General features: G+C 54.5%; 23 protein-coding genes. 13 read left to right on the top strand and 10 right to left on the bottom strand.

The features are described from left to right. Window positions 1-64: 64 nt before the first annotated feature. The gene (gene purN / locus HU143_RS06650; RefSeq protein ID WP_001028589.1) at window positions 65-703 is read right to left on the bottom strand and encodes a phosphoribosylglycinamide formyltransferase; all 639 of its coding nucleotides are present in this window, start codon (window positions 701-703) and stop codon (window positions 65-67) included. After that, entirely contained in the window at window positions 703-1,740 is a 1,038-nt protein-coding gene (gene purM, locus HU143_RS06655) for a phosphoribosylformylglycinamidine cyclo-ligase (RefSeq protein WP_023227043.1), read from the bottom strand. Before purM ends, purN begins: the two co-directional genes overlap by 1 nt. Before the next feature lie 413 nt (window positions 1,741-2,153). Between purM and upp the strand changes: the two genes are divergently transcribed. From upp to HU143_RS06670, 3 genes are all read left to right on the top strand, one after another. Further along, window positions 2,154-2,780 carry a uracil phosphoribosyltransferase gene (gene upp, locus HU143_RS06660; protein ID WP_000706208.1) on the top strand — a complete coding sequence of 209 codons (627 nt, stop codon included), beginning with the start codon at window positions 2,154-2,156 and terminating at the stop codon, window positions 2,778-2,780. 87 nt (window positions 2,781-2,867) lie between these two features. Next, the gene (gene uraA / locus HU143_RS06665; protein ID WP_000198339.1) at window positions 2,868-4,157 is read left to right on the top strand and encodes a uracil permease; all 1,290 of its coding nucleotides are present in this window, start codon (window positions 2,868-2,870) and stop codon (window positions 4,155-4,157) included. Window positions 4,158-4,251: 94 nt separating this feature from the next. Further along, complete coding sequence (locus HU143_RS06670; protein WP_061835882.1) at window positions 4,252-4,953, top strand: DnaA inactivator Hda; 702 nt, start codon at window positions 4,252-4,254, stop codon at window positions 4,951-4,953. 26 nt (window positions 4,954-4,979) lie between these two features. Here the strand turns inward: HU143_RS06670 and arsC are convergent, their stop codons facing one another. Together arsC and bepA are read right to left on the bottom strand one after the other, a co-directional pair. Further along, window positions 4,980-5,339, bottom strand: a complete 360-nt coding sequence (gene arsC, locus HU143_RS06675; protein ID WP_000132650.1) for an arsenate reductase (glutaredoxin) — start codon at window positions 5,337-5,339, stop codon at window positions 4,980-4,982. A 39-nt stretch (window positions 5,340-5,378) separates the two neighbouring features. Continuing rightward, window positions 5,379-6,842, bottom strand: coding sequence for a beta-barrel assembly-enhancing protease (gene bepA, locus HU143_RS06680; protein ID WP_000489630.1), 1,464 nt, complete (start codon window positions 6,840-6,842; stop codon window positions 5,379-5,381). A gap of 207 nt (window positions 6,843-7,049) precedes the next feature. Here bepA and HU143_RS06685 point away from each other — a divergent pair, with 207 nt between their 5' ends. The 4 genes from HU143_RS06685 (at window position 7,050) to HU143_RS06700 (ending at window position 12,062) form a co-directional block, all read left to right on the top strand. After that, window positions 7,050-8,117, top strand: a complete 1,068-nt coding sequence (locus tag HU143_RS06685; RefSeq protein ID WP_000892057.1) for an AI-2E family transporter — start codon at window positions 7,050-7,052, stop codon at window positions 8,115-8,117. A 276-nt stretch (window positions 8,118-8,393) separates the two neighbouring features. Beyond that, on the top strand, window positions 8,394-9,581 hold the full coding sequence (locus HU143_RS06690; RefSeq protein WP_001533732.1) for a sugar diacid recognition domain-containing protein: 1,188 nt from the start codon (window positions 8,394-8,396) through the stop codon (window positions 9,579-9,581). A gap of 67 nt (window positions 9,582-9,648) precedes the next feature. Beyond that, window positions 9,649-10,917, top strand: coding sequence for a GntP family permease (locus HU143_RS06695; RefSeq protein ID WP_000200859.1), 1,269 nt, complete (start codon window positions 9,649-9,651; stop codon window positions 10,915-10,917). A gap of 5 nt (window positions 10,918-10,922) precedes the next feature. Beyond that, the gene (locus tag HU143_RS06700) at window positions 10,923-12,062 is read left to right on the top strand and encodes a glycerate kinase (protein ID WP_000706377.1); all 1,140 of its coding nucleotides are present in this window, start codon (window positions 10,923-10,925) and stop codon (window positions 12,060-12,062) included. Window positions 12,063-12,108: 46 nt separating this feature from the next. On the opposite strand, the gene bcp is transcribed toward HU143_RS06700, so the two are convergent. After that, on the bottom strand, window positions 12,109-12,579 hold the full coding sequence (gene bcp, locus HU143_RS06705) for a thioredoxin-dependent thiol peroxidase (RefSeq protein ID WP_001068686.1): 471 nt from the start codon (window positions 12,577-12,579) through the stop codon (window positions 12,109-12,111). Further along, on the bottom strand, window positions 12,579-13,151 hold the full coding sequence (locus tag HU143_RS06710; protein ID WP_000189061.1) for a glycine cleavage system transcriptional repressor: 573 nt from the start codon (window positions 13,149-13,151) through the stop codon (window positions 12,579-12,581). The genes bcp and HU143_RS06710 overlap by 1 nt, the downstream gene beginning before the upstream one ends. A 145-nt stretch (window positions 13,152-13,296) precedes the next feature. Between HU143_RS06710 and dapA the strand changes: the two genes are divergently transcribed. The 5 genes from dapA (at window position 13,297) to tmcA (ending at window position 19,142) form a co-directional block, all read left to right on the top strand. Next, window positions 13,297-14,175, top strand: coding sequence for a 4-hydroxy-tetrahydrodipicolinate synthase (gene dapA / locus HU143_RS06715; protein ID WP_023227044.1), 879 nt, complete (start codon window positions 13,297-13,299; stop codon window positions 14,173-14,175). A 16-nt stretch (window positions 14,176-14,191) separates the two neighbouring features. Continuing rightward, entirely contained in the window at window positions 14,192-15,226 is a 1,035-nt protein-coding gene (gene bamC, locus HU143_RS06720; protein ID WP_001619327.1) for an outer membrane protein assembly factor BamC, read from the top strand. Window positions 15,227-15,400: 174 nt separating this feature from the next. Next, a complete protein-coding gene (gene purC / locus HU143_RS06725; protein WP_001171630.1) occupies window positions 15,401-16,114 on the top strand; it encodes a phosphoribosylaminoimidazolesuccinocarboxamide synthase in 714 nt (237 codons plus the stop codon). A 130-nt stretch (window positions 16,115-16,244) separates the two neighbouring features. Then, complete coding sequence (locus HU143_RS06730; RefSeq protein ID WP_001267523.1) at window positions 16,245-17,108, top strand: neutral zinc metallopeptidase; 864 nt, start codon at window positions 16,245-16,247, stop codon at window positions 17,106-17,108. 15 nt (window positions 17,109-17,123) lie between these two features. Beyond that, a complete protein-coding gene (tmcA, locus tag HU143_RS06735) occupies window positions 17,124-19,142 on the top strand; it encodes a tRNA cytosine(34) acetyltransferase TmcA (RefSeq protein ID WP_023227045.1) in 2,019 nt (672 codons plus the stop codon). Between the two features lie 26 nt (window positions 19,143-19,168). On the opposite strand, the gene HU143_RS06740 is transcribed toward tmcA, so the two are convergent. The 3 genes from HU143_RS06740 to HU143_RS06750 are packed head-to-tail and all read right to left on the bottom strand — an operon-like array spanning window position 19,169 to window position 20,884. Then, window positions 19,169-19,369, bottom strand: a complete 201-nt coding sequence (locus HU143_RS06740) for a YpfN family protein (protein WP_000383839.1) — start codon at window positions 19,367-19,369, stop codon at window positions 19,169-19,171. 27 nt (window positions 19,370-19,396) lie between these two features. After that, complete coding sequence (gene dapE / locus HU143_RS06745; protein WP_023227046.1) at window positions 19,397-20,524, bottom strand: succinyl-diaminopimelate desuccinylase; 1,128 nt, start codon at window positions 20,522-20,524, stop codon at window positions 19,397-19,399. 3 nt (window positions 20,525-20,527) lie between these two features. Beyond that, on the bottom strand, window positions 20,528-20,884 hold the full coding sequence (locus tag HU143_RS06750) for an ArsC family reductase (protein WP_000631925.1): 357 nt from the start codon (window positions 20,882-20,884) through the stop codon (window positions 20,528-20,530). Between the two features lie 412 nt (window positions 20,885-21,296). Here HU143_RS06750 and ypfM point away from each other — a divergent pair, with 412 nt between their 5' ends. Next, on the top strand, window positions 21,297-21,356 hold the full coding sequence (ypfM, locus tag HU143_RS06755) for a protein YpfM (protein WP_001386977.1): 60 nt from the start codon (window positions 21,297-21,299) through the stop codon (window positions 21,354-21,356). 101 nt (window positions 21,357-21,457) lie between these two features. Here the strand turns inward: ypfM and acrD are convergent, their stop codons facing one another. Next, window positions 21,458-24,571, bottom strand: coding sequence for a multidrug efflux RND transporter permease AcrD (gene acrD / locus HU143_RS06760; RefSeq protein WP_001263077.1), 3,114 nt, complete (start codon window positions 24,569-24,571; stop codon window positions 21,458-21,460). Window positions 24,572-24,579: the final 8 nt, after the last annotated feature.

Here is a 24,579-nt window from a genome sequence, read left to right on the forward strand (position 1 = left end):
AGTAGGCCGGATAGGCATTTATGCCGCCATCCGGCAAGCAGACGCAGTCCTGTTCGATGACATATTATTCGTCAGACGCATAACCTTGCGGCGGCAGACGACGCCCGTCCAGCCAGGCGGCGTTATCGCGCATCTTTAGACGCCCCTGCGCAAACCAGCTAATCACCAGCGGATAAATCGCATGTTCCTGAGTCTGTACGCGTGCGGTGATATCATCTTCGCTGTCGTCGGCAAAAACCGGCACCTTCGCCTGGAGAATGACCGGGCCGCCGTCGAGTTCGTCTGTCACGAAATGTACCGAGGTACCGTGCTCCTCATCGCCGTTTTCCAGCGCCTGGCGATGGGTATGCAACCCCGGATATTTTGGTAGCAGGGAAGGGTGAATGTTCAGCAGACGCCCGTAGTAATGCGCGACAAACATCGGACTCAGAATACGCATAAAACCGGCCAGCACAACCACATCGGGCGCATACGCGTCTATCTTGCGAATCAACTCGCGATCGAAGGCGTCGCGGCTGTCAAACCGATCGGCTGTCAGCGCTTGCGCCGGAATGCCGGCTTCTCTGGCGCGTTCAAGGCCGAACGCGTCGGCCTTATTGCTGAATACTGCCCTGAGGGTGCCTTTAATTTTCTTCGCTTCGCAGGCATCGATAATCGCCTGTAAATTGCTTCCGTTGCCGGAAATCAGCACCACAATATTCATTATTCAATAACCACACGCTGTTCGGAATCAGAGGCTTTGATGATACCGATTTTCCATGCGTTTTCACCTTTCTCGTTTAGCAGAGCAAGCGCTTTGTCCGCTTCCGGAGCGGAGAGCGCAATCACCATGCCGACGCCGCAGTTAAAGGTTCGGTACATTTCATGTCGGCTGACATTACCGGCGGTTTGCAGCCAGGTAAAGATGGCGGGCCACTGCCAGGACGACTCATTAATTACCGCCTGGGTATTCTCCGGCAGAACGCGCGGAATATTTTCCCAAAAGCCGCCGCCGGTGAGGTGGGCGATAGCGTGCACATCGACGTTTACAATCAGTTCCAGAACCGATTTTACGTAGATACGGGTCGGTTCAAGCAGATGATCGGCCAGCGGCTTCCCTTCCAACAGAGTGGTTTGTGGGTCGCAGCCGCTAACGTCAATAATTTTCCGCACCAGCGAATATCCATTCGAGTGCGGGCCGCTGGAGCCGAGCGCAATCAGCACGTCGCCTTCGGCAACCCGGGAGCCGTCGATGATTTCTGATTTTTCGACTACGCCGACGCAGAAACCCGCCACATCGTAATCTTCGCCGTGATACATGCCCGGCATTTCCGCCGTCTCGCCGCCGACCAGCGCGCAGCCGGATTGCAGGCAGCCTTCGGCAATACCGTTGATCACGCTGGCAGCGGTATCGACATCCAGTTTACCCGTGGCATAGTAATCGAGGAAAAACAGCGGTTCCGCGCCCTGAACGACCAGATCGTTTACACACATTGCCACCAGATCAATACCGATAGCGTCGTGGCGCTTTAAGTCCATTGCCAAGCGAAGTTTGGTGCCTACGCCGTCAGTGCCGGAAACCAGTACCGGTTCACGATATTTTTGCGGCAACGCGCACAGCGCACCGAAACCGCCCAGACCGCCCATAACCTCCGGGCGGCGAGTTTTCTTCACTACGCCTTTGATTCGATCAACCAGAGCGTTACCCGCATCAATATCGACGCCGGCATCTTTATAGCTAAGAGAGGTCTTATCGGTCACTGCCTGGTTCCCCACGTTTTTTCTTGCGGTAAAAGTTAAATTCGGCGCAATTCTAACAGGGAAAGCAAACGTTTGCGAGCGTGGTCTGCGCCCTGGATATCCGGACGATTTTTTTGGCATGGTTTCGGTCGCTGCTTGAAAATTTCTCTGTTGGTAAAAAAGAAAAGGATATCCAGCACTTGGTTTACGACAGGCGGTCGGGACAGGCCATTCATCCTTAAAATTGCTAAGATTCAAACGGTTGTTAGCCTTTATCGCCTGTTTCAACGTGAGTGATTTATACTCACTTTTCCGCTATCTGCGCTTTTGGTTGATCCAGGTCAAGCATACATTGTGTTGCGTCAGAGAGGAAAAGCGGTATAATCCGGCGATTTTTTTTGTGGTTGCCAGTCATCTGAGGATAGGAGAAGAGTATGAAGATCGTGGAAGTCAAACACCCACTCGTCAAACACAAGCTGGGTCTGATGCGTGAAAACGACATTAGCACTAAACGCTTTCGTGAACTCGCCTCAGAAGTAGGCAGCCTGCTGACGTATGAAGCGACAGCCGACCTGGAAACGGAAAAAGTCACCATCGAAGGCTGGAATGGCCCGGTGGAAATCGACCAGATCAAAGGTAAAAAAATTACCGTTGTGCCGATTCTGCGCGCGGGTCTGGGCATGATGGAAGGCGTTCTGGAAAATGTACCGAGCGCGCGTATCAGCGTAGTCGGGATGTACCGTAACGAAGAGACGCTTGAGCCAGTACCTTATTTCCAGAAACTGGTATCGAACATTGATGAGCGCATGGCGCTGATCGTCGACCCGATGCTGGCGACCGGCGGTTCTGTCATCGCGACCATCGACCTGCTGAAAAAAGCAGGCTGTAGCAGCATTAAGGTGCTGGTGCTGGTCGCCGCGCCGGAAGGCATTGCGGCGCTGGAAAAAGCGCACCCGGACGTTGAACTGTACACCGCCTCTATCGATCAGGGGCTTAACGAGCACGGATACATTATTCCGGGGCTTGGCGATGCCGGCGATAAGATTTTTGGTACCAAATAAGTGAATAAATAATTAAAAGCCGACTTTAAGAGTCGGCTTTTTTTTGAATAAAACCACTCATAACAAACACACTTAGAGGAAAACACTATGACGCGCCGTGCTATCGGGGTGAGTGAAAGACCGCCGCTTTTACAGACAATCCCGCTTAGTTTACAGCACCTTTTCGCCATGTTTGGCGCGACCGTGCTGGTGCCAGTTCTGTTTCATATCAATCCCGCGACGGTGCTGCTGTTTAACGGTATCGGAACGTTGCTGTATCTCTTTATCTGCAAAGGTAAAATTCCTGCCTACCTCGGATCGAGCTTTGCCTTTATTTCCCCGGTATTACTGTTGTTGCCGCTGGGTTATGAAGTGGCGCTGGGCGGTTTTATTATGTGCGGCGTGTTGTTCTGTCTGGTCTCTTTCATCGTTAAAAAAGCGGGCACCGGCTGGCTGGATGTGATGTTCCCGCCTGCGGCAATGGGCGCAATCGTTGCCGTCATCGGTCTGGAGCTGGCTGGCGTCGCGGCGGGGATGGCCGGATTACTGCCTGCGCAAGGGCAGTCGCCGGACACGAAAACAATTATTATCTCCATGGTCACGCTGGCGGTGACGGTGTTCGGCTCCGTACTGTTTCGCGGTTTCCTGGCGATCATTCCGATTTTGATCGGCGTGCTGGCGGGCTATGCGCTGTCATTCGCGCTGGGGGTGGTCGATACCACGCCGATTGCCCAGGCACACTGGTTTGCGCTGCCGACCTTCTATACGCCGCGTTTTGAATGGTTCGCGATCCTGACGATTCTGCCCGCGGCGTTGGTCGTGATTGCTGAGCATGTCGGTCATCTGGTGGTGACGGCGAATATCGTCAAAAAAGATTTAGTGCGCGATCCCGGTTTGCACCGCTCGATGTTCGCTAACGGACTGTCGACGATCATTTCCGGTTTCTTCGGCTCCACGCCGAATACCACCTATGGGGAAAATATTGGCGTCATGGCGATCACCCGCGTTTACAGTACCTGGGTTATCGGCGGCGCGGCGATTTTCGCCATTCTGCTTTCCTGCGTCGGCAAACTGGCGGCGGCGATTCAGATTATCCCGTTACCCGTGATGGGCGGCGTCTCGCTGCTGTTGTACGGCGTCATCGGCGCGTCGGGGATTCGCGTCTTGATCGAATCGAAAGTCGATTACAACAAAGCGCAAAACCTGATCCTCACCTCGGTGATTTTGATCATCGGCGTGAGCGGCGCGAAAGTGCATATCGGCGCGGCAGAATTGAAAGGGATGGCGCTGGCGACCATCGTCGGGATTGGCCTGAGCCTGATTTTTAAACTGATTAGCCTGTTGCGTCCGGAAGAAGTGGTTCTGGAGGCAAATGATGCGGAGCCTCCGCATCAGTAACGGGTTGCCGGGCAGCGATGCTGCCCGGTTCTATCTCACGGGAATTATGTGGTAAACTCAGCGCGATTTTATGTCATCCTGGGTTGAGGTATCTCTGAACACACCGGCACAGCTCTCTTTGCCACTTTATCTTCCTGACGACGAAACTTTCGCAAGTTTCTGGCCGGGGGATAACGCCTCTCTACTGGCCGCGTTACAAAACGTGTTGCGCCAGGAACATAGTGGATATATCTACCTTTGGGCGCGTGAAGGCGCGGGCCGCAGCCATTTGCTGCACGCCGCCTGCGCTGAATTGTCGCAGCGTGGAGATGCGGTAGGCTACGTCCCGCTCGATAAACGTACCTGGTTCGTGCCGGAAGTGCTCGACGGTATGGAACACCTCTCGCTGGTGTGTATTGATAACATTGAGTGTGTCGCTGGCGATGAACTGTGGGAGATGGCGATCTTTGATCTCTATAACCGCATTCTGGAGTCCGGTAAGACGCGGTTATTGATCACCGGCGATCGTCCGCCAAGACAGTTAAATCTGGGCTTGCCCGATCTCGCTTCCCGTCTGGACTGGGGGCAAATCTATAAACTCCAGCCTCTTTCCGATGAAGACAAACTTCAGGCGCTACAGTTGCGCGCCCGGTTACGGGGGTTTGAACTGCCGGAAGATGTCGGGCGGTTTTTACTCAAACGTCTTGATCGCGAAATGCGCACGCTGTTTATGACGCTGGATCAGCTCGATCATGCGTCGATCACTGCCCAGCGAAAACTGACGATCCCGTTTGTCAAAGAGATCCTGAAACTGTAATACGCCGCGACGGCGGCGTTTAACGGTTAACCGAGGATGTCCAGCACCTGCTCAGGCGGTCGGCCAATACGCGCCTGACCATTTGCTACCACAATGGGGCGCTCCATCAGTTTAGGGTGTTCAACCAGCGCCTGGATTAACGCCTCTTCACTCAGCTGGCTATCCGCCAGGTGAAGCGTCTTATAGAGATCTTCTTTCTGGCGCATCAGTTCGCGCGCGCTGGACATGCCCAACATACGCAGCAGTTCCCGCACGGTGGCGGCATCGGCGGGCGTATCCAGATAAAGCACCACTTCCGGTTCCACGCCGTTAGATTTCAGCAGGTTCAGCGTGTCGCGGCTCTTCGAGCAGCGCGGGTTATGGTAGATTTTAATCGTGTCGGTCATGAGTTCTCCTTGTGACGCCATCCGGCTAATAAACGGCGATTACATTTTCGTGTATGGCTTGAAGCGTTCCTGTAACTGGCGCAACTGGTCGATACGCGCATCGTAACGCGCCTGTTGCTGACTACCCAGTTTTGCCTGGGCGCTGGCGCTGCTGAGCAGTGAAATTGCCTGATCCAGTCGTCCCGCCAGCGCATAACTTTCAGCGCGCGCCGCCAGCTCCTGATCGCGGTTGTTCAGCGCGGCTTCGGCCTGAGCAAGCAGATCCCAGCCGTTACCGTCATCTTTATGGCTAAAGGTGTAGCGATTCAGAATGGTTTCCGCCGCTTTTGGCTGGCCTCCCTGGAGGTACGCATTGGCGAGGTTTAACTGCAGCACAGGATTAACGCGCAGATCGCGGGCATTTTTCAGGCGATTAATCGCGTCGTTGGCTCTTTTCTGCCCCAGGTCAATATCGGTGGCGAGGTCAAGATACCAGGCATTATTCGGTTCCGCGCTTAATAGCGGCTGCAACGTTTTGCGCGCTTCATCGTACTTGCTCGCTTCCATCGCCTGCAACGCCCGGCCATATTGCGCCGCATGTTGCTGACGCACGTTGCCTTTAGACCACTGATCCAGCAGGTCGCTGGTGAGCTGGTTACGTCCGGAATTGTACATTCCCAGGGCGCGCGCTTTGGCGAAATAAAAGTCGGCGGAAGATTGCACCACGACCGGGCGCATCTGGTTGGCACGGTTGCGGGCATCCGCAAGGCGGCTTTCCGGTAAGGGGTGAGTGAGCAAAATTTCAGGCGGGCGCGTGGAGTAACGCGCCTGGTCGAGCAGTTTTTCGAGGAAAGAGGGCATCGCCTGTGGGTCAAATCCGGCGCGTTGCAGTACCTGAATACCAATACGGTCGGCTTCTTGCTCATTTTGCTGGGTGAAACTTATCATTCCCTGGCGCGTTCCCGCCAGAGTACCGGTTAGCGCCGCCATACCGGCCTGTGGGCTGGCCATGGCCAGCAAAATGGAACCCAGCGCGCCCACCCAGGTAAGCGGCGCGCTGCGCTTTTGATCTTCCATCGCGCGCGCCAGGTGGCGCTGCGTCACGTGGGAGATTTCATGCGCCATGACTGAAGCTAGCTGGCTTTCGTTATCCGCGTAGCGAAAAAGCGCCGAGTGCAGCACCACATTGCCGCCAAAGAACGCGAACGCGTTGATTTCGTCATTATTGATCAAGAAAAAATGGAAGGGCGTTTTGACGGAGTCGGCGTGCGAGACCAGACGCATCCCCAGCGCGTTAATGTATTGCACCAGCAGCGGATCGTTGATTAACGGCGCGCTGCCGCGTAGCTGGCGCACATAAAAGTCGCCCATTTGCATCTCTTGTCCGATAGAAAGCGTGCTTCCTGCCGAGGTTCCCATATCGGGCAGCGTGTCGGCAGGGTCGGCAAATGCGGGCGCGACCTGACCGAGAGCCAATGCTGCAATGAGGGTTGCCACCAGGTTTTTTTTCAACTGCCTGAACATAACCTCTATCCTGTTGTTTTGAGATAGCCCTTTGACCAACGTCGTGAAATATCGTTCCACGCTCCGACACTTCATAAGTGTAACTGTGATGAGCACAGACTCACTATTTTAGTTTCCTGAATCAACGATAAAAAGCGAAGTCTTTTTTGTGACATTTCGATACAATTCGGCATCACAATCCCGCAGTTGAGTTCTGGGAAGGGTTTTATGCTCGAAATGTTAATGCAATGGTATCGCCGTCGCTTCAGCGACCCGGAGGCGATTGCCTTGCTGGTCATTCTGGTGGCTGGTTTTAGCATCCTCTTTTTCTTTAGCGGCCTGTTAGCGCCGCTGCTGGTCGCAATCGTACTGGCCTACCTGCTGGAGTGGCCGACGGCGCGCCTGCAGGCGATTGGCTGTTCCCGGCGCTGGGCAGCCTCCATTGTCCTTATCCTCTTTGTCGGCATTCTGTTATTAATGGCGTTTGTGGTGATGCCGATTGCCTGGCAGCAGGGTATTTACCTGATTCGTGATATGCCCGGTATGCTGAATAAACTGTCCGATTTTGCCGCGACCTTGCCGCGACGCTATCCGGCGCTGATGGATGCGGGCATTATTGATGCGATGGCGGAAAACATGCGTACCCGGATGCTTAACATGGGCGATTCGGTGGTGAAGTATTCGCTGGCGTCGTTAGTCGGGCTACTGACGCTGGCGGTATATCTGGTGCTGGTGCCGCTGATGGTCTTTTTCCTGGTAAAAGATAAAGAGCAGATGCTGAATGCCGTGCGCCGCGTACTGCCGCGTAATCGCGGGCTGGCGGGGCAGGTGTGGAATGAGATGAATCAGCAGATCACCAACTATATCCGCGGAAAAGTGCTGGAGATGGTAGTGGTGGGCGTGGCGACCTGGCTGGGCTTTTTGCTGTTTGGCCTCAACTATTCGCTACTGTTGGCGGTACTGGTGGGCTTTTCGGTCCTGATCCCCTATATCGGCGCCTTTGTGGTGACAATTCCGGTGGTGGGCGTCGCGCTGTTTCAGTTTGGCCTGGGGACGGAATTCTGGAGCTGTTTTGCCGTTTATCTGATTATTCAGGCGCTGGATGGCAATCTGCTGGTACCGGTACTTTTCTCCGAAGCGGTGAATTTGCATCCGCTGGTGATTATTCTGTCAGTGGTGATTTTCGGCGGTCTGTGGGGTTTCTGGGGGGTGTTTTTCGCCATTCCATTGGCGACGCTGATTAAAGCCGTTGTCCATGCCTGGCCGGATGGTCAGGTGACGGATACCTCATCCTGAGCGGTCTGTACAAAAGTTGTAAAGCGTGAACAACATCATAGTACCCTGCCGCCATTTTGCGCACGCCTGATGAGGGACAAGCGCTTAGAAAGCCGCTCTTTTTTTTAATGCCGCACCGTGTTGCGGCATTTTTATTGTCGGAACCTACAAAATTCTCGCTGTAAAGCCGCCAAAATTTGGTGACTTAGCCTAAGCATTCTTCTGAGAAACTCGTTAATAAGTGACATCATTGATGCGAGATTGTTTTTTTAATGTGAAGCGATAACGAAACAGGGAATGAGTGTGTTGAGAAAACATTACTTGAAAGGGTATACCGCGCGGCAAATTGTACAGCGAGCCATGAAAATTATTCCTTACTCGGTAAACGTCATGGATGAGCATGGCGTCATTATCGCGTCTGGCGAACCTTCGCGGCTTCGCCAGCGTCACGAAGGGGCCATTCTGGCGCTGAAGGAAAACCGTATTGTAGAAATTGATTCCGCTACCGCCAATCAGCTTAAAGGCGTGCGATCCGGCATTAATCTTCCCATCTCTTTTCATGAACAGCTTATCGGCGTGGTCGGCATTACCGGCGAGCCGGAGGAGGTTCGCGCGTATGCCGAGCTGGTTAAAATGGCGGCGGAGCTGGTGATCGAGCATATGGTGCTGATCGAACAGCGACAATGGGATAAACGCTATCGCGAAGAGCTGATCAACCAATTGATTTTGCGGGAAAATTCAACAGAGTCGTTGCGATCCATGGCGGCCTATCTGGGTATTGATCTGGCGGTTCCCAGAGTGGTGCTAATTATTGAACTTTCCCAGCCGGATCGCGAAGCGTTGCGCAATGTAATGGATTATTTCGAGAATCACGCGCGCAACCATTTGGTGACGTTTACCGAATTTAATGAATTAATCATTATTAAGCCTATCACGTTAAAAGAGGGAAAGTGGAATACCCGCCAGGAAATGGGGGAATTGCAGATTTTTAAATCATGGGCTGCATCATCGGGCTTTAGCCGTATTTTGGTTGGGGGCTATTTTGCCGGCGAGACGGGATTGCACCGATCTTTGCTCACTGCGAGAGCCACGCAGGCGATGGCGAAAAGACAAAAGCTGCGCAGCCAGTACATTTTTTATCATGACCACGCGCTTCCCGCGCTGCTAAGCGGGCTGTCTGAAAGTTGGCAAGTGCAGGAGTTATCGCGTCTGTGGCTACAACTGGCGCAACATGACGCGAAAGGCGTATTGCAACAGACGCTGCGGACCTGGTTTGAACATAATTGTGACCTGACGCAAACGGCCAAAGCATTGCATATTCATGTGAATACATTGCGCTATCGCTTACAGCGCTGTGAGGATATTACGCACATAAAAATCAACGAGTTAAAAAGTACGCTTTGGCTTTATATTGGTATGGAGCTCCAGGCCGAATCTGTACCGTCCGACAAGTTACCGCTGCCAGGTCGAATCGAAATTTGTTGAAAGCTCCAGCGGATTTTTAGGCGGGTTTTTCCATACTGCGCGCTCCATGTTAAAGGAGGCGCAGTATATGACGTCGATATCCACCCTGGGAGCCATTGCCGCATTGGTTGTGGCCATCGTATTAATTTTAAGAAAAGTGTCGCCAGCCTACGGCATGATGGCGGGCGCGCTGGTCGGCGGTTTGATTGGCGGCGCCGATCTTCTGCAAACCGTGTCGCTGATGGTGTCAGGCGCGCAGGGCATCGTTAATGCTGTATTGCGTATTCTGGCCGCAGGCGTACTGGCGGGCGTATTAATTGAGTCCGGGGCGGCGAATACGATTGCTGAGACGATTGTCCGCAAAGTGGGGGAAACCCGGGCGTTATTGGCATTAGCCATTGCCACACTATGTCTGACCGCCGTCGGCGTATTTATTGATGTGGCGGTGATTACCGTCGCGCCGATTGCGCTGTCGATTGCGCGTAATGCAGGCCTGTCAAAAAGCGCTATTCTGCTGGCGATGGTCGGCGGCGGCAAAGCGGGTAACGTGATGTCACCCAACCCGAACGCTATTGCCGCCTCCGATGCGTTTCATGTTCCTCTTACCTCTATTATGCTGGCGGGCGTGGTTCCGGGCATCGTTGGGCTTATTATCGCCTATCTGTTAGCGAAACGGCTGAATAATAAAGGCGCGGGCGTCGCCGATCATGAAGTGACTCACCATGATGACTCCGTCGCCAGACCCGGCTTTCTGGTGGCGATTAGCGCGCCGCTGGTCGCTATTTTCCTGCTTTCTCTCCGTCCGTTTGCCGGCATTTCCATTGACCCGTTAATTGCCCTGCCCGTAGGGGGATTGGTCGGTCTGCTGTTGATGGGACGCGCGCGCCACTGTAACCAGTACATGGTCGCCGGTCTGATGCGTATGGCGCCTGTCGCTATTATGTTGCTGGGAACCGGTACGCTGGCCGGCATTATCGCTAATTCCGAACTTAAAGATGTCCTGATTCATGGCCTCACCGCTTCGGGATTGCCATCCTGGCTGCTGGCGCCCGTGTCTGGCGCCATGATGTCAATGGCGACGGCCTCAACCACAGCGGGAACGGCGGTGGCGTCCGGCGTTTTCTCTCCCACGTTACTTGAACTTGGCGTTTCCGCCCTGGCGGGAGCCGCTATGATCCATGCGGGCGCCACGGTGCTGGACCATCTGCCGCACGGCAGCTTTTTCCACGCGACGGGCGGCAGCGTCAATATGCAAATTCATGAACGTTTAAAGCTAATGCCGTATGAAACGCTGGTGGGGTTAGCCATTACCTTTATTTCTACTCTGATGTTCGGTTTCTTTGGTTTTGCAGGATAATCCCTATGAAAATTGTTATTGCTCCTGATTCATTTAAAGAAAGTTTGTCCGCAATGGCGGTCGCTGAGGCGATAGAAAAGGGGTTCCGCGAAATTTATCCTGACGCCGACTACGTTAAAGTGCCCATGGCGGATGGCGGGGAAGGAACCGTACAATCAATGGTGGAGGCCAGCGGCGGGCGTTATGTTGACCAGTGGGTACAAGGCCCGCTTGGGCAACCGGTGGCCGCGCGCTGGGGAATGCTGGGCGATAGCGATACCGCCGTGATTGAAATGGCGGCGGCATCCGGGCTGCATCACGTTTCGCCTGAATTGCGCAACCCGCTTAATACCACCAGCTACGGCACCGGCGAGTTAATTGTCGCGGCGCTGGAGCGTGGCGTAAAGCGTATTATTCTGGGAATTGGCGGCAGCGCGACGAATGACGGCGGCGCGGGGATGATGCAGGCGCTTGGCGTTATATTGCGCGATAAACAGGGGCGCTCGCTTTCTCCGGGCGGCGAGGCGCTGGCGGCGCTGGCCTCTATCGATCTGTCCGGTTGTCACCCATTGCTGCGTAAGGTATCGATAACCGTGGCGTGCGATGTCAACAATCCGCTGTGTGGTCCCCAGGGCGCATCGGCCATTTTTGGCCCACAAAAAGGGGCGACAGCGGAAATGGTGAACACCCTGGACGCGGCGCTGGAAAACTGGGGCCGGCATATTTATCAGGCTACGGGACGTGAGGTGATTAACGCTCCCGGCGCGGGCGCGGCAGGTGGAATGGGCGCCGCGCTTTTGGGGTTGCTCAATGCGGAATTACGCGCCGGCGTAGAGATTGTCGTGGAAACGCTACAGCTTGAGCAGGCGGTTAAAGATGCCGATCTGGTGATTACCGGAGAAGGGCGGCTGGACAGCCAAAGTATTTGCGGCAAGACGCCGATTGGCGTCGCCAGAGTGGCGAAGCGGTATCATAAACCGGTTATCGCGCTCGCCGGTGGGCTGCAACACGATCATCACGTTGTGTATCAACAGGGTATCGATGCGGCGCTGTCGATTTTGTCGCATATCGTTACGCTGCCGGAAGCCTTACACGAGGCAGAATATAATCTGAGCCTGTCGGCGCGCAATGTGGCGGCGATATGGCGTCTGGCGCGGCAAGCCTGACGGCGCATTCCCTTTCCAGGCCGCACATCAGCGCGGCCTGAGGCTTTTACGCGTTTTCTTTCAGCCAGTTCAGCACCACATCATGGTGATTGCTGGTTTTAAAATCATTAAAGACGTGCTCAATCTTACCATCAGCGTCAATCAAAAAGCTGATGCGGTGAATGCCGTCATACGTTTTGCCCATAAACGACTTTTCGCCCCAGACGCCGAACTGTTCACACACCTGATGGTTTTCATCGGACAAAAGGGTAAAGTTCAGCAGCTCTTTTTCAGCGAAACGGGAGAGTTTTTCAGGTTTATCGGTGCTGATGCCCAGCACGTCCACGCCTGCTTTTTTAAGCTCGTCCATGTTATCGCGTAAGCCGCAGGCCTGCACGGTACAGCCGGGTGTCATGGCTTTTGGGTAGAAATAAACCAGAACGCGCTGCCCCTGGAAGTCGGTCAAATTTACTTGTTCCCCGTCTTGATCCGGCAAGCTAAATTTCGGTGCGATATCACCGGCTTTCAGTGGATTCATTACTTAACTCCATCCTGTTCATCATGTTGTGAGTAATTGACGACGTTTATACTGCCTTGCGCATTGAGTTCTGTACATAGTGCTTTAAAGGCTTGCTCAATATTTGCGGAATTTTGCGACGCCGGGCTATGTGCGGTGATTTGAATAAATAATTGCGCAGCTTTATCACCTTCAGCCGGCTGCGTGCGGGAGACCAGCTCCGCAATATTCATTTCATGACTATTAAACAGCGCGGTGAATCGCTCAATTAAATGCGGGGAGTCGGCGACCTCAACCTGAACCCATACCGTCGCAGGCATTGCCGGGCGGGGGCGGTCGGACGTCCGTTTCATCACAATCAGCAGATCCAGCTCCGCGCCTTTTAACGGCAATGTCGATTCAATCAAGGTAATCGCGTTCCACGTGCCGGACAACAGCATAATAAACGTGAATTCATCGCCCAGCATCGCCAGTCGGCTGTCTTCGATATTACAGCCGCAACTGCTGACATGGCGAGTAATGGTATTCACAATACCGGGCCTGTCGGCGCCCAGCGCAGTGATAACCAAATAGTGTTGTGATGACGGTGTCAAACCAGTTATTCCTTTGAGCGGTGAGGTAATCTTAAGGAAACCATAAAAAAAACCTGCATACAACAATCAGAACGGCTTTGGTCGCTTGCTTTTATTGCCATACCAAACGTACCATTGAGGGACTTGTTTGCACAGAGGATGGCCCATGTTCACGGGAAGTATTGTCGCGCTTGTTACGCCGATGGATGAGAAAGGTAACGTCAGTAGGTCTTGCCTGAAAAAACTCATTGATTATCATGTCGCCAACGGTACCTCGGCGATTGTTTCGGTTGGCACCACCGGCGAGTCTGCCACGCTAAGCCATGATGAACATGGCGATGTCGTGATGATGACGCTGGAACTGGCTGACGGACGTATTCCGGTTATCGCTGGCACGGGCGCAAACGCGACCGCGGAAGCGATTAGCCTGACGCAGCGTTTTAACGATAGCGGCATTGTTGGCTGCCTGACGGTAACGCCGTACTACAATCGCCCCACGCAGGAAGGTTTGTTCCAGCATTTCAAAGCCATCGCGGAACACACTGCCTTGCCGCAAATTCTGTATAATGTGCCGTCCCGTACCGGTTGCGACATGTTGCCGGAAACCGTGGGTCGTCTGGCGGAAATAAAAAATATTATCGCTATCAAAGAGGCGACAGGGAACTTAACCCGCGTTCACCAGATCAAAGAGCTGGTTTCAGACGATTTTATTCTGCTTAGCGGCGATGACGCGTCCGCGCTGGACTTTATGCAACTGGGTGGTCATGGCGTGATTTCCGTTACTGCTAACGTAGCGGCGCGCGATATGGCTGACATGTGCAAACTGGCGGCGGAAGGGCAATTTGCCGAGGCGCGCGCTATCAACCAGCGTCTGATGCCGTTACACAACAAACTATTTGTCGAACCCAATCCTATCCCGGTGAAATGGGCATGTAAGGCATTGGGTCTTGTGGCGACCGACACGCTGCGCCTGCCAATGACGCCTATCACGGACCATGGTCGTGACATCGTCAAAGCAGCGCTTCAGCATGCTGGCCTGCTGTAAAGTTTAGGGAGATTTGATGGCTTACTCAGTACAAAAGTCGCGCCTGGCGAAGGTTGCGGGTGTTTCGCTTGTTTTGCTGCTCGCTGCCTGTAGTTCCGATTCGCGCTACAAGCGCCAGGTAAGCGGCGATGAATCCTATCTGGATGCCGCGCCGCTTGCTGAACTTCACGCCCCGGCAGGAATGATCCTGCCGATAACGACCGGCGACTACGTTATTCCGGTCACGAAGGGGAGCGGCGCGGTTGGTAAGGCGTTGGATATCCGTCCGCCAGCGCAGCCGTTAGCGTTAGTGAGCGGCGCGCGTACCCAGTTCTCTGGCGATACCGCTACGCTATTGGTGGAAAATGGTCGTAGCAGCACGCTGTGGCCGCAAGTCGTCAGCGTGATTGAGGCTAAAAATTATCCGATTGAAAAACGTGACGATGCCAGCCAGACCCTGACGACCGATTGGGTGAACTGGAACCGCCTGGATGAAGACGAACAGTATCGTGGACGTTATCAAATCTCGGTGAAGCCGCAGGGCTATCAGCAGGCGGTAACGGTAAAACTGGTTAATCTGGAACAGGCTGGCAAGCCGGTCGCTGACGCGGCGTCGCTGCAGCGCTATAGCACGGAAATGATGAACGTCATTTCCGCCGGTCTGGATAAGACCGCTACGGATGCGGCAAATGCCGCGCAGAACCGTTCCGCCGCAACGATGGATGTGCAGAGCGCCGCTGATGATACCGGTTTACCTATGCTGGTCGTTCGCGGTCCGTTCAACCTCGTGTGGCAACGCCTCCCGGCCGCGCTGGAAAAAGTGGGCATGAAAGTCACCGACAGCACTCGCTCTCAGGGCAGCATGGCGGTAACGTACAAACCGTTGTCTGACAGCGACTGGCGGGATCTGGGCGCTAGCGACCCGGGCCTGGCATCCGGAGACTATAAATTGCAGGTCGGCGATTTAGATAACCGCAGCAGCTTGCAGTTTATCGATCCTAAGGGGCATACTCTGACGCAAAGCCAGAACGACGCGCTGGTTGCCGTCTTCCAGGCAGCGTTCAACAAGTAATTTAACAGGGCTGGAGTAATCCGGCCCTTTTTTCTGATAAGATACGCAAACGTGTGCGTCGGTACAAAAACGCGATTTAACCGCTATTTCGCACCACAATTACAGGCCGGCGTCTCCGGCAGGCGTAGCAGGAAATGAATACTTATCGTTAATTCACACCCAGGAGTGTTAAAGATGCAAAAGCAAGCTGAGTTGTATCGTGGTAAAGCGAAAACCGTATACAGCACGGAAAACCCGGACCTGTTGGTGCTCGAATTCCGCAATGATACGTCAGCAGGGGATGGCGCGCGCATTGAACAGTTTGATCGCAAGGGCATGGTAAATAACAAATTCAACCATTTCATTATGACTAAACTGGCCGAGGCGGGCATCCCGACCCAGATGGAACGTTTGCTGTCTGATACCGAGTGTCTGGTGAAGAAGCTGGAGATGGTGCCGGTTGAATGTGTGGTGCGCAACCGTGCGGCAGGGTCGCTGGTCAAGCGTCTGGGCGTGGAAGAAGGCATGGAGCTTAACCCGCCGATATTCGATCTGTTCCTGAAAAACGACGCGCTGCACGACCCGATGGTGAATAGTTCCTACTGTGAAACGTTCGGTTGGGTAAGTCAGGAAAATCTGGCCCGTATGAAAGAGTTAACCTACAAAGCCAACGACGTACTGAAAAAACTGTTTGATGACGCGGGTCTTATCCTGGTGGATTTCAAACTGGAGTTTGGCCTGTATAAAGGCGAAGTGGTGCTGGGCGATGAGTTTTCGCCGGACGGCAGCCGCCTGTGGGATAAAGAGACGCTGGACAAAATGGACAAAGACCGCTTCCGCCAGAGTCTGGGCGGTCTGATTGAAGCCTATGAAGCCGTCGCGCATCGCCTGGGCGTGAAATTAGATTAATTCCGCTTCTGACCGGGGGGCAACCGCTCTCCGGTATCATCCTTTCCTCATTCTGATAGCGTTTACCTGTGGTAATCCTGCGCCTGACCGCCTACGATCATCTGTATAACAAAGAGAGAATGAGGTGATTATGCGCTGGCAAGGGCGTCGTGAAAGCAACAATGTAGAGGACAGACGTAATCGGCCAGGCGGCCCCTCGCTGGGTGGCCCAGGCTTTCGTCTTCCGCGCGGAAAAGGCGGCATCATTCTGTTAGTGGTGGTGTTGGTCGCAGGGTACTATGGGGTGGATTTAACCGGTCTGTTGACCGGCCAGCCGGTTTCGCAGCAGCAGTCGACGCGTTCGATAAGCCCCAATGATGATGAAGCGGCAAAATTTACCTCGGTGATTCTGGCGACGACCGAAGATACCTGGGGTCAACTCTTTCAAAAAATGGGGCGCGGCTATCAGCAGCCAAAACTGGTGATGTACCGTGGTATGACGCGCACCGGCTGTGGTGCGGGTCAGTCCGTAATGGGGCCGTTTTACTGCCCGGCGGATGGCACCGTTTATATCGATCTCTCATTTTACGATGATATGAAAAATAAGCTGGGCGCGGACGGTGATTTTGCCCAGGGTTATGTCATCGCCCACGAAGTCGGCCACCACGTACAAAAACTGTTAGGTATTGAGCCGAAAGTACGCCAGTTGCAGCAAAACGCGTCGCAAACGGAGGTGAATCGCCTTTCGGTGCGCATGGAGCTACAGGCGGATTGCTTTGCCGGCGTGTGGGGACACAGTATGCAGCAGCAAGGCGTACTGGAGGCGGGCGATCTGGAAGAGGCGCTCAATGCCGCACAGGCTATCGGCGACGATCGCTTACAACAACAGGGGCAGGGGCGCGTCGTGCCGGATAGTTTTACCCACGGCACCTCAGAACAGCGCTACAGCTGGTTTAAGCGTGGCTTTGACAGCGGTGACCCGGCGCAATGTAATACGTTTGGCAAAAACTTTTGATAAACCGGGGCAGGGATGTCTGATATCGATGCGCTACAGGCGTTAACGTCGCAAATGACACAGGAAGGCATTCGCCGTTTACTGGTCATCAGCGGCGACGCGGCGTGGTGCCGGGAGCGGGCCGAGGCGATACGCGCTGCATTGCCCGGTGACTGGCTGTGGGTCGCGCCTGACGCGCCCGCCCAGCCGTGCTGTACGCCACAGGCGTTACAAACGCTGCTGGGCCGTGAATTCCGTCATGCGATATTTGATGCCTGGCAGGGCTTTGACGCCGCAGCGTTTGCCGCTCTGAGCGGGACCTTGCAGGCCGGAAGCTGGCTGCTTCTGCTGATGCCGCCGTACGAGACGTGGGAAAGCAGGCCTGATACCGATTCACTGCGCTGGAGCGACTGCGCGCAGCCTATCCCTACACCGCAGTTTGCACAGCATCTTAAACGGACTCTTTCCCGCGATCCGCAAACGCTGCTTTGGCGACAGCGCCAGCCGTTTTGCTGGCCATCTTATCCTTTCCGTGGACGCTGGCGACCCGCCACCGGCGAGCCGCAGCCGGAGCAGGCGGCTATCTTATCGCGTTTACGTGAAATGCCGCCCGGCGTGGCGACGGTGATTGCCCCCCGTGGGCGCGGCAAATCGGCGCTGGCCGGGCAATTCATCTCCCGGATGGCGGGCACGGCTATCGTGACCGCACCGGCGAAAACGGCAACGGATATCCTGGCAGCGTTTGCCGGTGAGCGGTTCTGCTTTATGGCGCCGGATGCGTTGCTGGCGAGCGGGGCAAGAGCCGACTGGCTGGTGGTTGACGAGGCGGCGGCAATCCCCGCGCCGCTGCTGCTGCAACTGGTTTCGCGCTTTCCCCGCATACTACTCACCACCACCGTTCAGGGCTACGAAGGCACCGGACGCGGTTTTTTACTTAAGTTTTGCGCCCGTTTTCCGCAGCTTCACCGCTTCACGCTTCGTCAGCCTGTCCGCTGGGCGCCAGAATGCCCGCTGGAAAATATCGTCAGCGAGGCGCTGATATTCGACGATGAAGCGTTTGCGCAGGCGCCGCATGGCGCGATAGCAATCTCGGCTTTTTACCAGCAGGCCTGGGGGGAGACGCCCGCGTTGCCGAGGGCTGTGTATCAGTTACTGTCGGGGGCGCACTATCGTACTTCGCCGCTGGATCTGCGCCGAATGATGGATGCGCCAGGACAGCATTTCTTGCAGGCTACGGCGAATAACCGTGTGGCGGGCGCCCTCTGGCTGGTCGAAGAGGGTGGGTTATCCGCAGAACTCAGTCAGGCTGTATGGTGCGGTTTCCGGCGTCCGCGTGGAAATCTGGTGGCGCAGTCGCTGGCGGCGCACGGTAGCGACCCTTTAGCCGCGACGCTGGTTGGGCGTCGCGTAAGCCGTATCGCGGTGCACCCTGCCCGCCAGCGCGAAGGCATCGGTCAGCAGTTGATTGCCTGCGCGTGCGTACAGGCGGCGCAGTGTGATTATCTTTCCGTCAGCTTTGGCTATACGCCGGAGCTGTGGCGTTTCTGGCAACGCTGCGGCTTTGTACTGGTACGGATGGGCAACCATCGGGAGGCGAGCAGCGGTTGCTATACGGCGATGGCGTTATTGCCGCTGAGCGACGCGGGAAAACGGCTGGCGCAGCAGGAACACCGACGTTTGCGCCGCGATGCGGATATCCTGACGCAGTGGAACGGCGAGGCGATACCGCTGGCGGCGTTAGATGAACAGGCGCTTAATGATGAAGACTGGCGTGAGCTGGTCGGTTTTGCGTTCGCGCACCGTCCGCTACTGACATCGTTAGGTTGCCTGCATCGTTTACTGCAATACAGCGCATTGCCATTACCGGCGCTGAGAGGGCGGCTGGAGGAAAAAGCCAGCGATGCCGAACTGTGCGCCCGGCTACGCATTTCAGGCCGTAAAGCTCTGCTGGCGTTGCAGCGTGCGCAGGCGGCGCAGGCGCTGATTGCGCTGGATGCCGGACGAACGCAGCTTTTGCGCGACGTAATGCCCGGCGGTGGGGACCATGCCGGATAGCGATACCTGTCCGGCATGATATTCGGTTACTTTTTCGGCTGATCTTTCTTCGGCCAGTCGTCTTCATCGTCCCACTTATCGTTAAAATCGCGATGCGGGGGCAGCTCAGGTTTATTGGCAAGGAATTTCTTATGGTCGATGCGTTTGAGATCTTTGATCACATTCAGCAGTACGCCTACCAGAAACACCAATACCAGAATCCACCAATATTTTGCCAGCCAGTCCATGCTTATTTCCTCTTACAGGAACGCTCATCAGGCGACGAGCTGTTCCATAATGCGTTGATACATACGGGCCAGTAGCTGGAGATCGGCGGCATTCACACATTCATTAATTTTATGAATGGTGGCGTTCACCGGCCCCAGTTCTACCACCTGCGCTCCCATACGGGCGATAAAACGTCCGTCGGACGTACCGCCCGTCGTCAGTAATTGCGGTTTAATTTCATTATAGTGCTCAATGGCGTTTACCACCGCGTCCACCAGCTTTCCGCGTGCGGTCAGGAACGGCTGACCGGAAAGCCACCAGTCTACGGTATAGCGTAGCTGATGCTTCTCAAGCAGCGCATGTACCCGTTCTTTGATCATCTCATCGGTCAGCTCCGTGCTAAAACGGAAGTTAAACTGCACGAACAGTTCGCCGGGAATGACATTATTGCTGCCGGTGCCTGCCTGGATATTGGCTATCTGCATACTGGTGGCCGGGAAAAAGTCATTGCCCCGATCCCACTCGATAGCGACCAGTTCATTAAGAAAAGGCGCAGCGCGATGAACAGGGTTATCCGCCAGATGCGGATAGGCGACGTGCCCCTGAACGCCATGAATAGTGAGGTTACAGGTGAGGGAACCGCGACGCCCGTTTTTGACGACATCACCCACAATTTCAGTACTGGAAGGTTCGCCGACCAGACAGTAATCCAGCCGCTCGTTACGGGCCATCAGCGCTTCAACCACCTTTACGGTGCCATTTTTTGCGCTGGCTTCTTCATCAGAGGTAATCAAAAATGCGAGACGGCCCCGGTGATGAGGATGCTGCGCAACAAAACGTTCAGCAGCCACTACCATGGCCGCCAGTGAACCTTTCATATCCGCCGCGCCGCGACCGAACAACATTCCGTCGCGAATCGTAGGTTCAAACGGCGGATTGATCCAGCGATCGACATCGCCAGCCGGTACGACGTCAGTATGCCCGGCGAACGCCAGCGTTTCGCCACGCCCACGCCATGCCCAAAAATTTTGCGTGTCGCCAAAATCCATATGCTCAATGGTAAAACCGATTTTATGCAGGCGTTCAATCATTAATGCCTGACAGCCTGCGTCATCCGGACTCAGGGAGGGGCGACGAATAAGTTGCTGTGTCAGCTCAATAACCGGGCACGACATAGACTACACCTCATCAAAAAACTGCTGATAACGGGATTCACTGAAACCAAGCAGCATAGGCTTCCCGGGCGCGCAGAGCAATGGGCGTTTGATGATTGCCGGCTGTTCAACCATGAGAGCAGCGGCGGAGTCGGCATCGGTAATCCCGCTGCGGTGGCCTTCATCCAGTTTGCGCCATGTTGTGCCGCGCGTATTCAGTAAAGGCTGCCAGCCGAGTTCGGCAATAAAGGTATTAAGAAGAGGGAGGTCTATGCCATCCACACGGTAATCGTGAAAACGATAATCAATGCCATGCTCCTCCAGCCAACGGCGCGCTTTTTTGATCGTGTCGCAATTCTTAATGCCATAGAGGGTAATCATATTGAATCCTTTAACGCGAAATTCGAATAAATAATCAATAGTATCGTCTGCGGGATAATAAGTGTGGCTGTTAATGGTTATTTATCCAGCGCTGATCGGCAATCAATATAACATTGTTGAGTGAATGTGAATAATGATTCCAAAACGTTCCAGATGTGGCTTGTTTATAATTCGCGAGGAAAATCTTATTTTGCGCACATGCAATTGTTTGTTTTTTAACCCGATTTGATAAAGTAGTAGAAAAGGTATTAATGTTGCTAAATATTGCAGTAAGTCACATAAAATTTACGGCTACAGCGCCATAGTAATATCATAGACAGCATAACCAGAGGATATCGCAACAATCGGTTAAATGAACTTCTCTCTATACCGCTAACTACGTAGAATACCCATAATAATAAGAGAGGCTATTATGATTGAACGTGAACTGGGGAACTGGAAAGATTTTATCGAAGTCATGCTTCGTAAATAAATGCCTGGAAGGCACCGCGCTCCCATAGGGGATAAGAAAAGGCGACTCAACGAAAGTCGCCTTTTTTGTGCCCGGCACCTCGTATCAGGCTGGCCGGGATCTTATTCCGGGCGCGGCTTCAGCGGGAAGCGGCGACGTATCAGCACGAAAAACAGGGGTACAAAGAAGATAGCCAGAACGGTTGCTGAGATCATTCCCCCCATCACGCCGGTTCCGACAGCATGTTGGCTACCCGAGCCTGCCCCGGTGCTGGTGGCCATCGGCAATACGCCAAAGATAAACGCCAGCGAAGTCATCAGTATCGGTCGCAGGCGCTGGCGGCTGGCGTACAGCGTGGCGTCTAACAGCGCGTGTCCCTTCTGATTCATTTCGTTGGCGAATTCCACAATCAGAATCGCGTTTTTCGCCGAGAGGCCGATAACGGTCAACAGCCCCACCTGGAAGTAAACATCGTTTTCCAGCCCGCGCATCCAGGTGGCGAGTAACGCGCCGATGACGCCGAGCGGCACAACCAGCATCACCGAGAAGGGCACCGACCAGCTTTCATACAATGCCGCCAGACACAGGAAGACGACTAATAGCGAAATAGCGTACAGCGCAGGCGCCTGCGCGCCGGAGAGCCGTTCCTGGTAAGACATGGCTGTCCATTCCAGGCCAAAACCGCCCGGTAGCTGATGCACCAATGACTCCATGACATCCATTGCCGTCCCGGTACTGACCCCCGGCGCGGCCTCTCCGACAATTTCTACCGCCGAATAGCCGTTATAGCGTTCCAGACGCGGCGATCCGGTTTCCCAGCGCGAGGTGGCGAAGGCGGAGAAGGGGACCATGCCGCCGTCTTTGTTACGGACATACCAAAGATTAATATCATCCGGCAACATACGATATTTCGCTGCGGCCTGAACATAGACCTTCTTCACGCGGCCCCGGTCCATGAAGTCGTTGACGTAGCTCGACCCCCAGGCTGTTTGCAGGGTGTCGTTGATATCGTCAATCGATACGCCCAGCGCCTGCGCTTTTCGTTGGTCAATATCAATTTGCAGTTGCGGGCTGTCGTCCAGGCCGTTGTGGCGCACGCGGGTCAAGGAACTGTTTTTCCCGGCCAGCTCAATGAGTTGATCTCGTGCGGCCATCAGCGCGTCATGGCCTGCTCCGGCGTGATCCTGTAATTCCATATCAAAACCGGCGGAGCTGCCCAGACCGCTAATTGCCGGCGGGCTGCTGGCGAAGACGCGAGCTTCTTTAATCTGGTTAAATGCTTTTGTCGCCCGCTCAATAATGGCGAACGAGGAGCCGGTGGTGGGATCGCGCGCGTCCCAGTCTTTCAAGCGAACAAACATGCGCGCGACGTTTTGCCCGTTCCCGCCAGGGCCGGAACCGACCGTCGAGAAGACCGACATAATGTTGTCTTTCTCATGGGTGAAGTAATAGTTTTCAACCTTTTCAACGACTTTCAGGGTCTGCTGTTGCGTAGAACCGCTCGGTAGCTGGATAGACGTAGTGAACATGCCCCGATCTTCCTGCGGCAGAAAGGAGGTGGGGAGGCGCAAAAACAGGAACACCATGCCGCCAAGCAACAGAACATAAATCAGAATCCAGCGCAGGCTGCGATGCAAAATTTTCGCTACGCCTTTCTCATAACGTTCGGCATTACGATTGAAGGTACGGTTAAACCAGCCGAAAAATCCGCGTTGCCCGTGCTGCTCGCCTTTGTGCAGCGGTTTTAATAACGTTGCGCACAACGCTGGCGTCAGGATCATGGCGACCAGCACCGACAGCACCATTGCCGAGACAATGGTGATAGAAAACTGACGATAAATCGCCCCGGTGGTACCGCCAAAGAACGCCATCGGCACGAATACCGCAGACAGCACCATCGCGATACCGACCAGCGCCCCCTGGATTTGTCCCATGGATTTGCGCGTCGCTTCACGCGGCGTGAGCCCTTCTTCGCTCATGATACGTTCGACGTTTTCCACCACCACGATGGCATCGTCGACCAGGAGCCCGATCGCCAGCACCATCGCGAACATGGTTAATGTGTTAATACTGTAGCCGAACGCGTAAAGCACAGAGAAGGTGCCCATTAATACTACCGGCACGGCGATCGTCGGAATTAGCGTGGCGCGAAAGTTTTGCAGGAACAGATACATCACCAGGAAAACCAGCGCGATAGCTTCCAGCAACGTTTTGACCACATCGATAATCGAGGCTTTGACAAAGGAGGTGGTTTCATACGCGATCTTGTATTCCAGGCCGTGAGGGAAGTACTGCGCCAGCTCGTTGAGGCGATCCAGCACCAGCTTCGCGGTCGCCATTTCGTTCGCGCCGGAGGCCAGCTTAACGCCAAGGCCGGAAGCCGGATTGCCGTTAAAACGGCTGAGGTAGTCATATTTTTCCGCCCCCAGCTCCACGGTGGCGACATCGCCCAGTTTGACCTCGGAACCGTCCTGATTAACGCGCAGGGTGATATCGCGAAATTGTTGCGGCGTTTGCAGCAGCGACTGCGCATTAATGGTGGCGTTCAGCGCCTGCTTGTCGACCGAAGGCGTACCGCCAAGCTGCCCGACGGCGATTTGCGCATTCTGCGACTCAATCGCATCGGTCACGTCTTTCGTGGTCATCTGAAAACTATTCAATTTGGCCGGATCGAGCCAGATACGCATAGAGTACTGTGAACCATAAGCGTCAATATCGCCCACGCCGTTGACGCGGCTGAGCGGGTCCTGAATATTACTGGCGACGTAGTCGGCGATATCCTGCTTGTCCATAGAACCGTCGGTAGAGACGAAAGCGATGGTCAAAATATTGGTATCGCCCGTTTTGCGTACCGTGACGCCTTGATCCTGTACCGCCTGCGGCAGTTTACGCATCGCGGACTGTAACTGATTTTGCACCTGCTGAACCGCCTCATCAGGATCGGTTCCCGCAATAAAGCTCAGGGTGATGGTCGCCTGTCCGGTTCCGCTGCTTTGTGATGACATGTACATCAGATTATCGAGGCCCGTCATATTCTGCTCAATAACCTGGGTTACGGTATTTTCCAGCGTTTGCGCCGACGCTCCCGGATAATTCGCGGTAATACGTACGTTGGGCGGCGCCAGATCGGGATATTGTTCAACAGGTAAAGAAAAAATGGCTAACGCCCCTGTCAGACACAACAGGATAGCCAGCACCCAGGCAAAAATGGGGCGATCGATAAAAAAATTCGCCATTAAAGGGG

The organism is Salmonella sp. SJTUF14076 (genome assembly GCF_015534835.1).
GTDB classification, from domain to species: Bacteria; Pseudomonadota; Gammaproteobacteria; order Enterobacterales; family Enterobacteriaceae; genus Salmonella; species Salmonella enterica.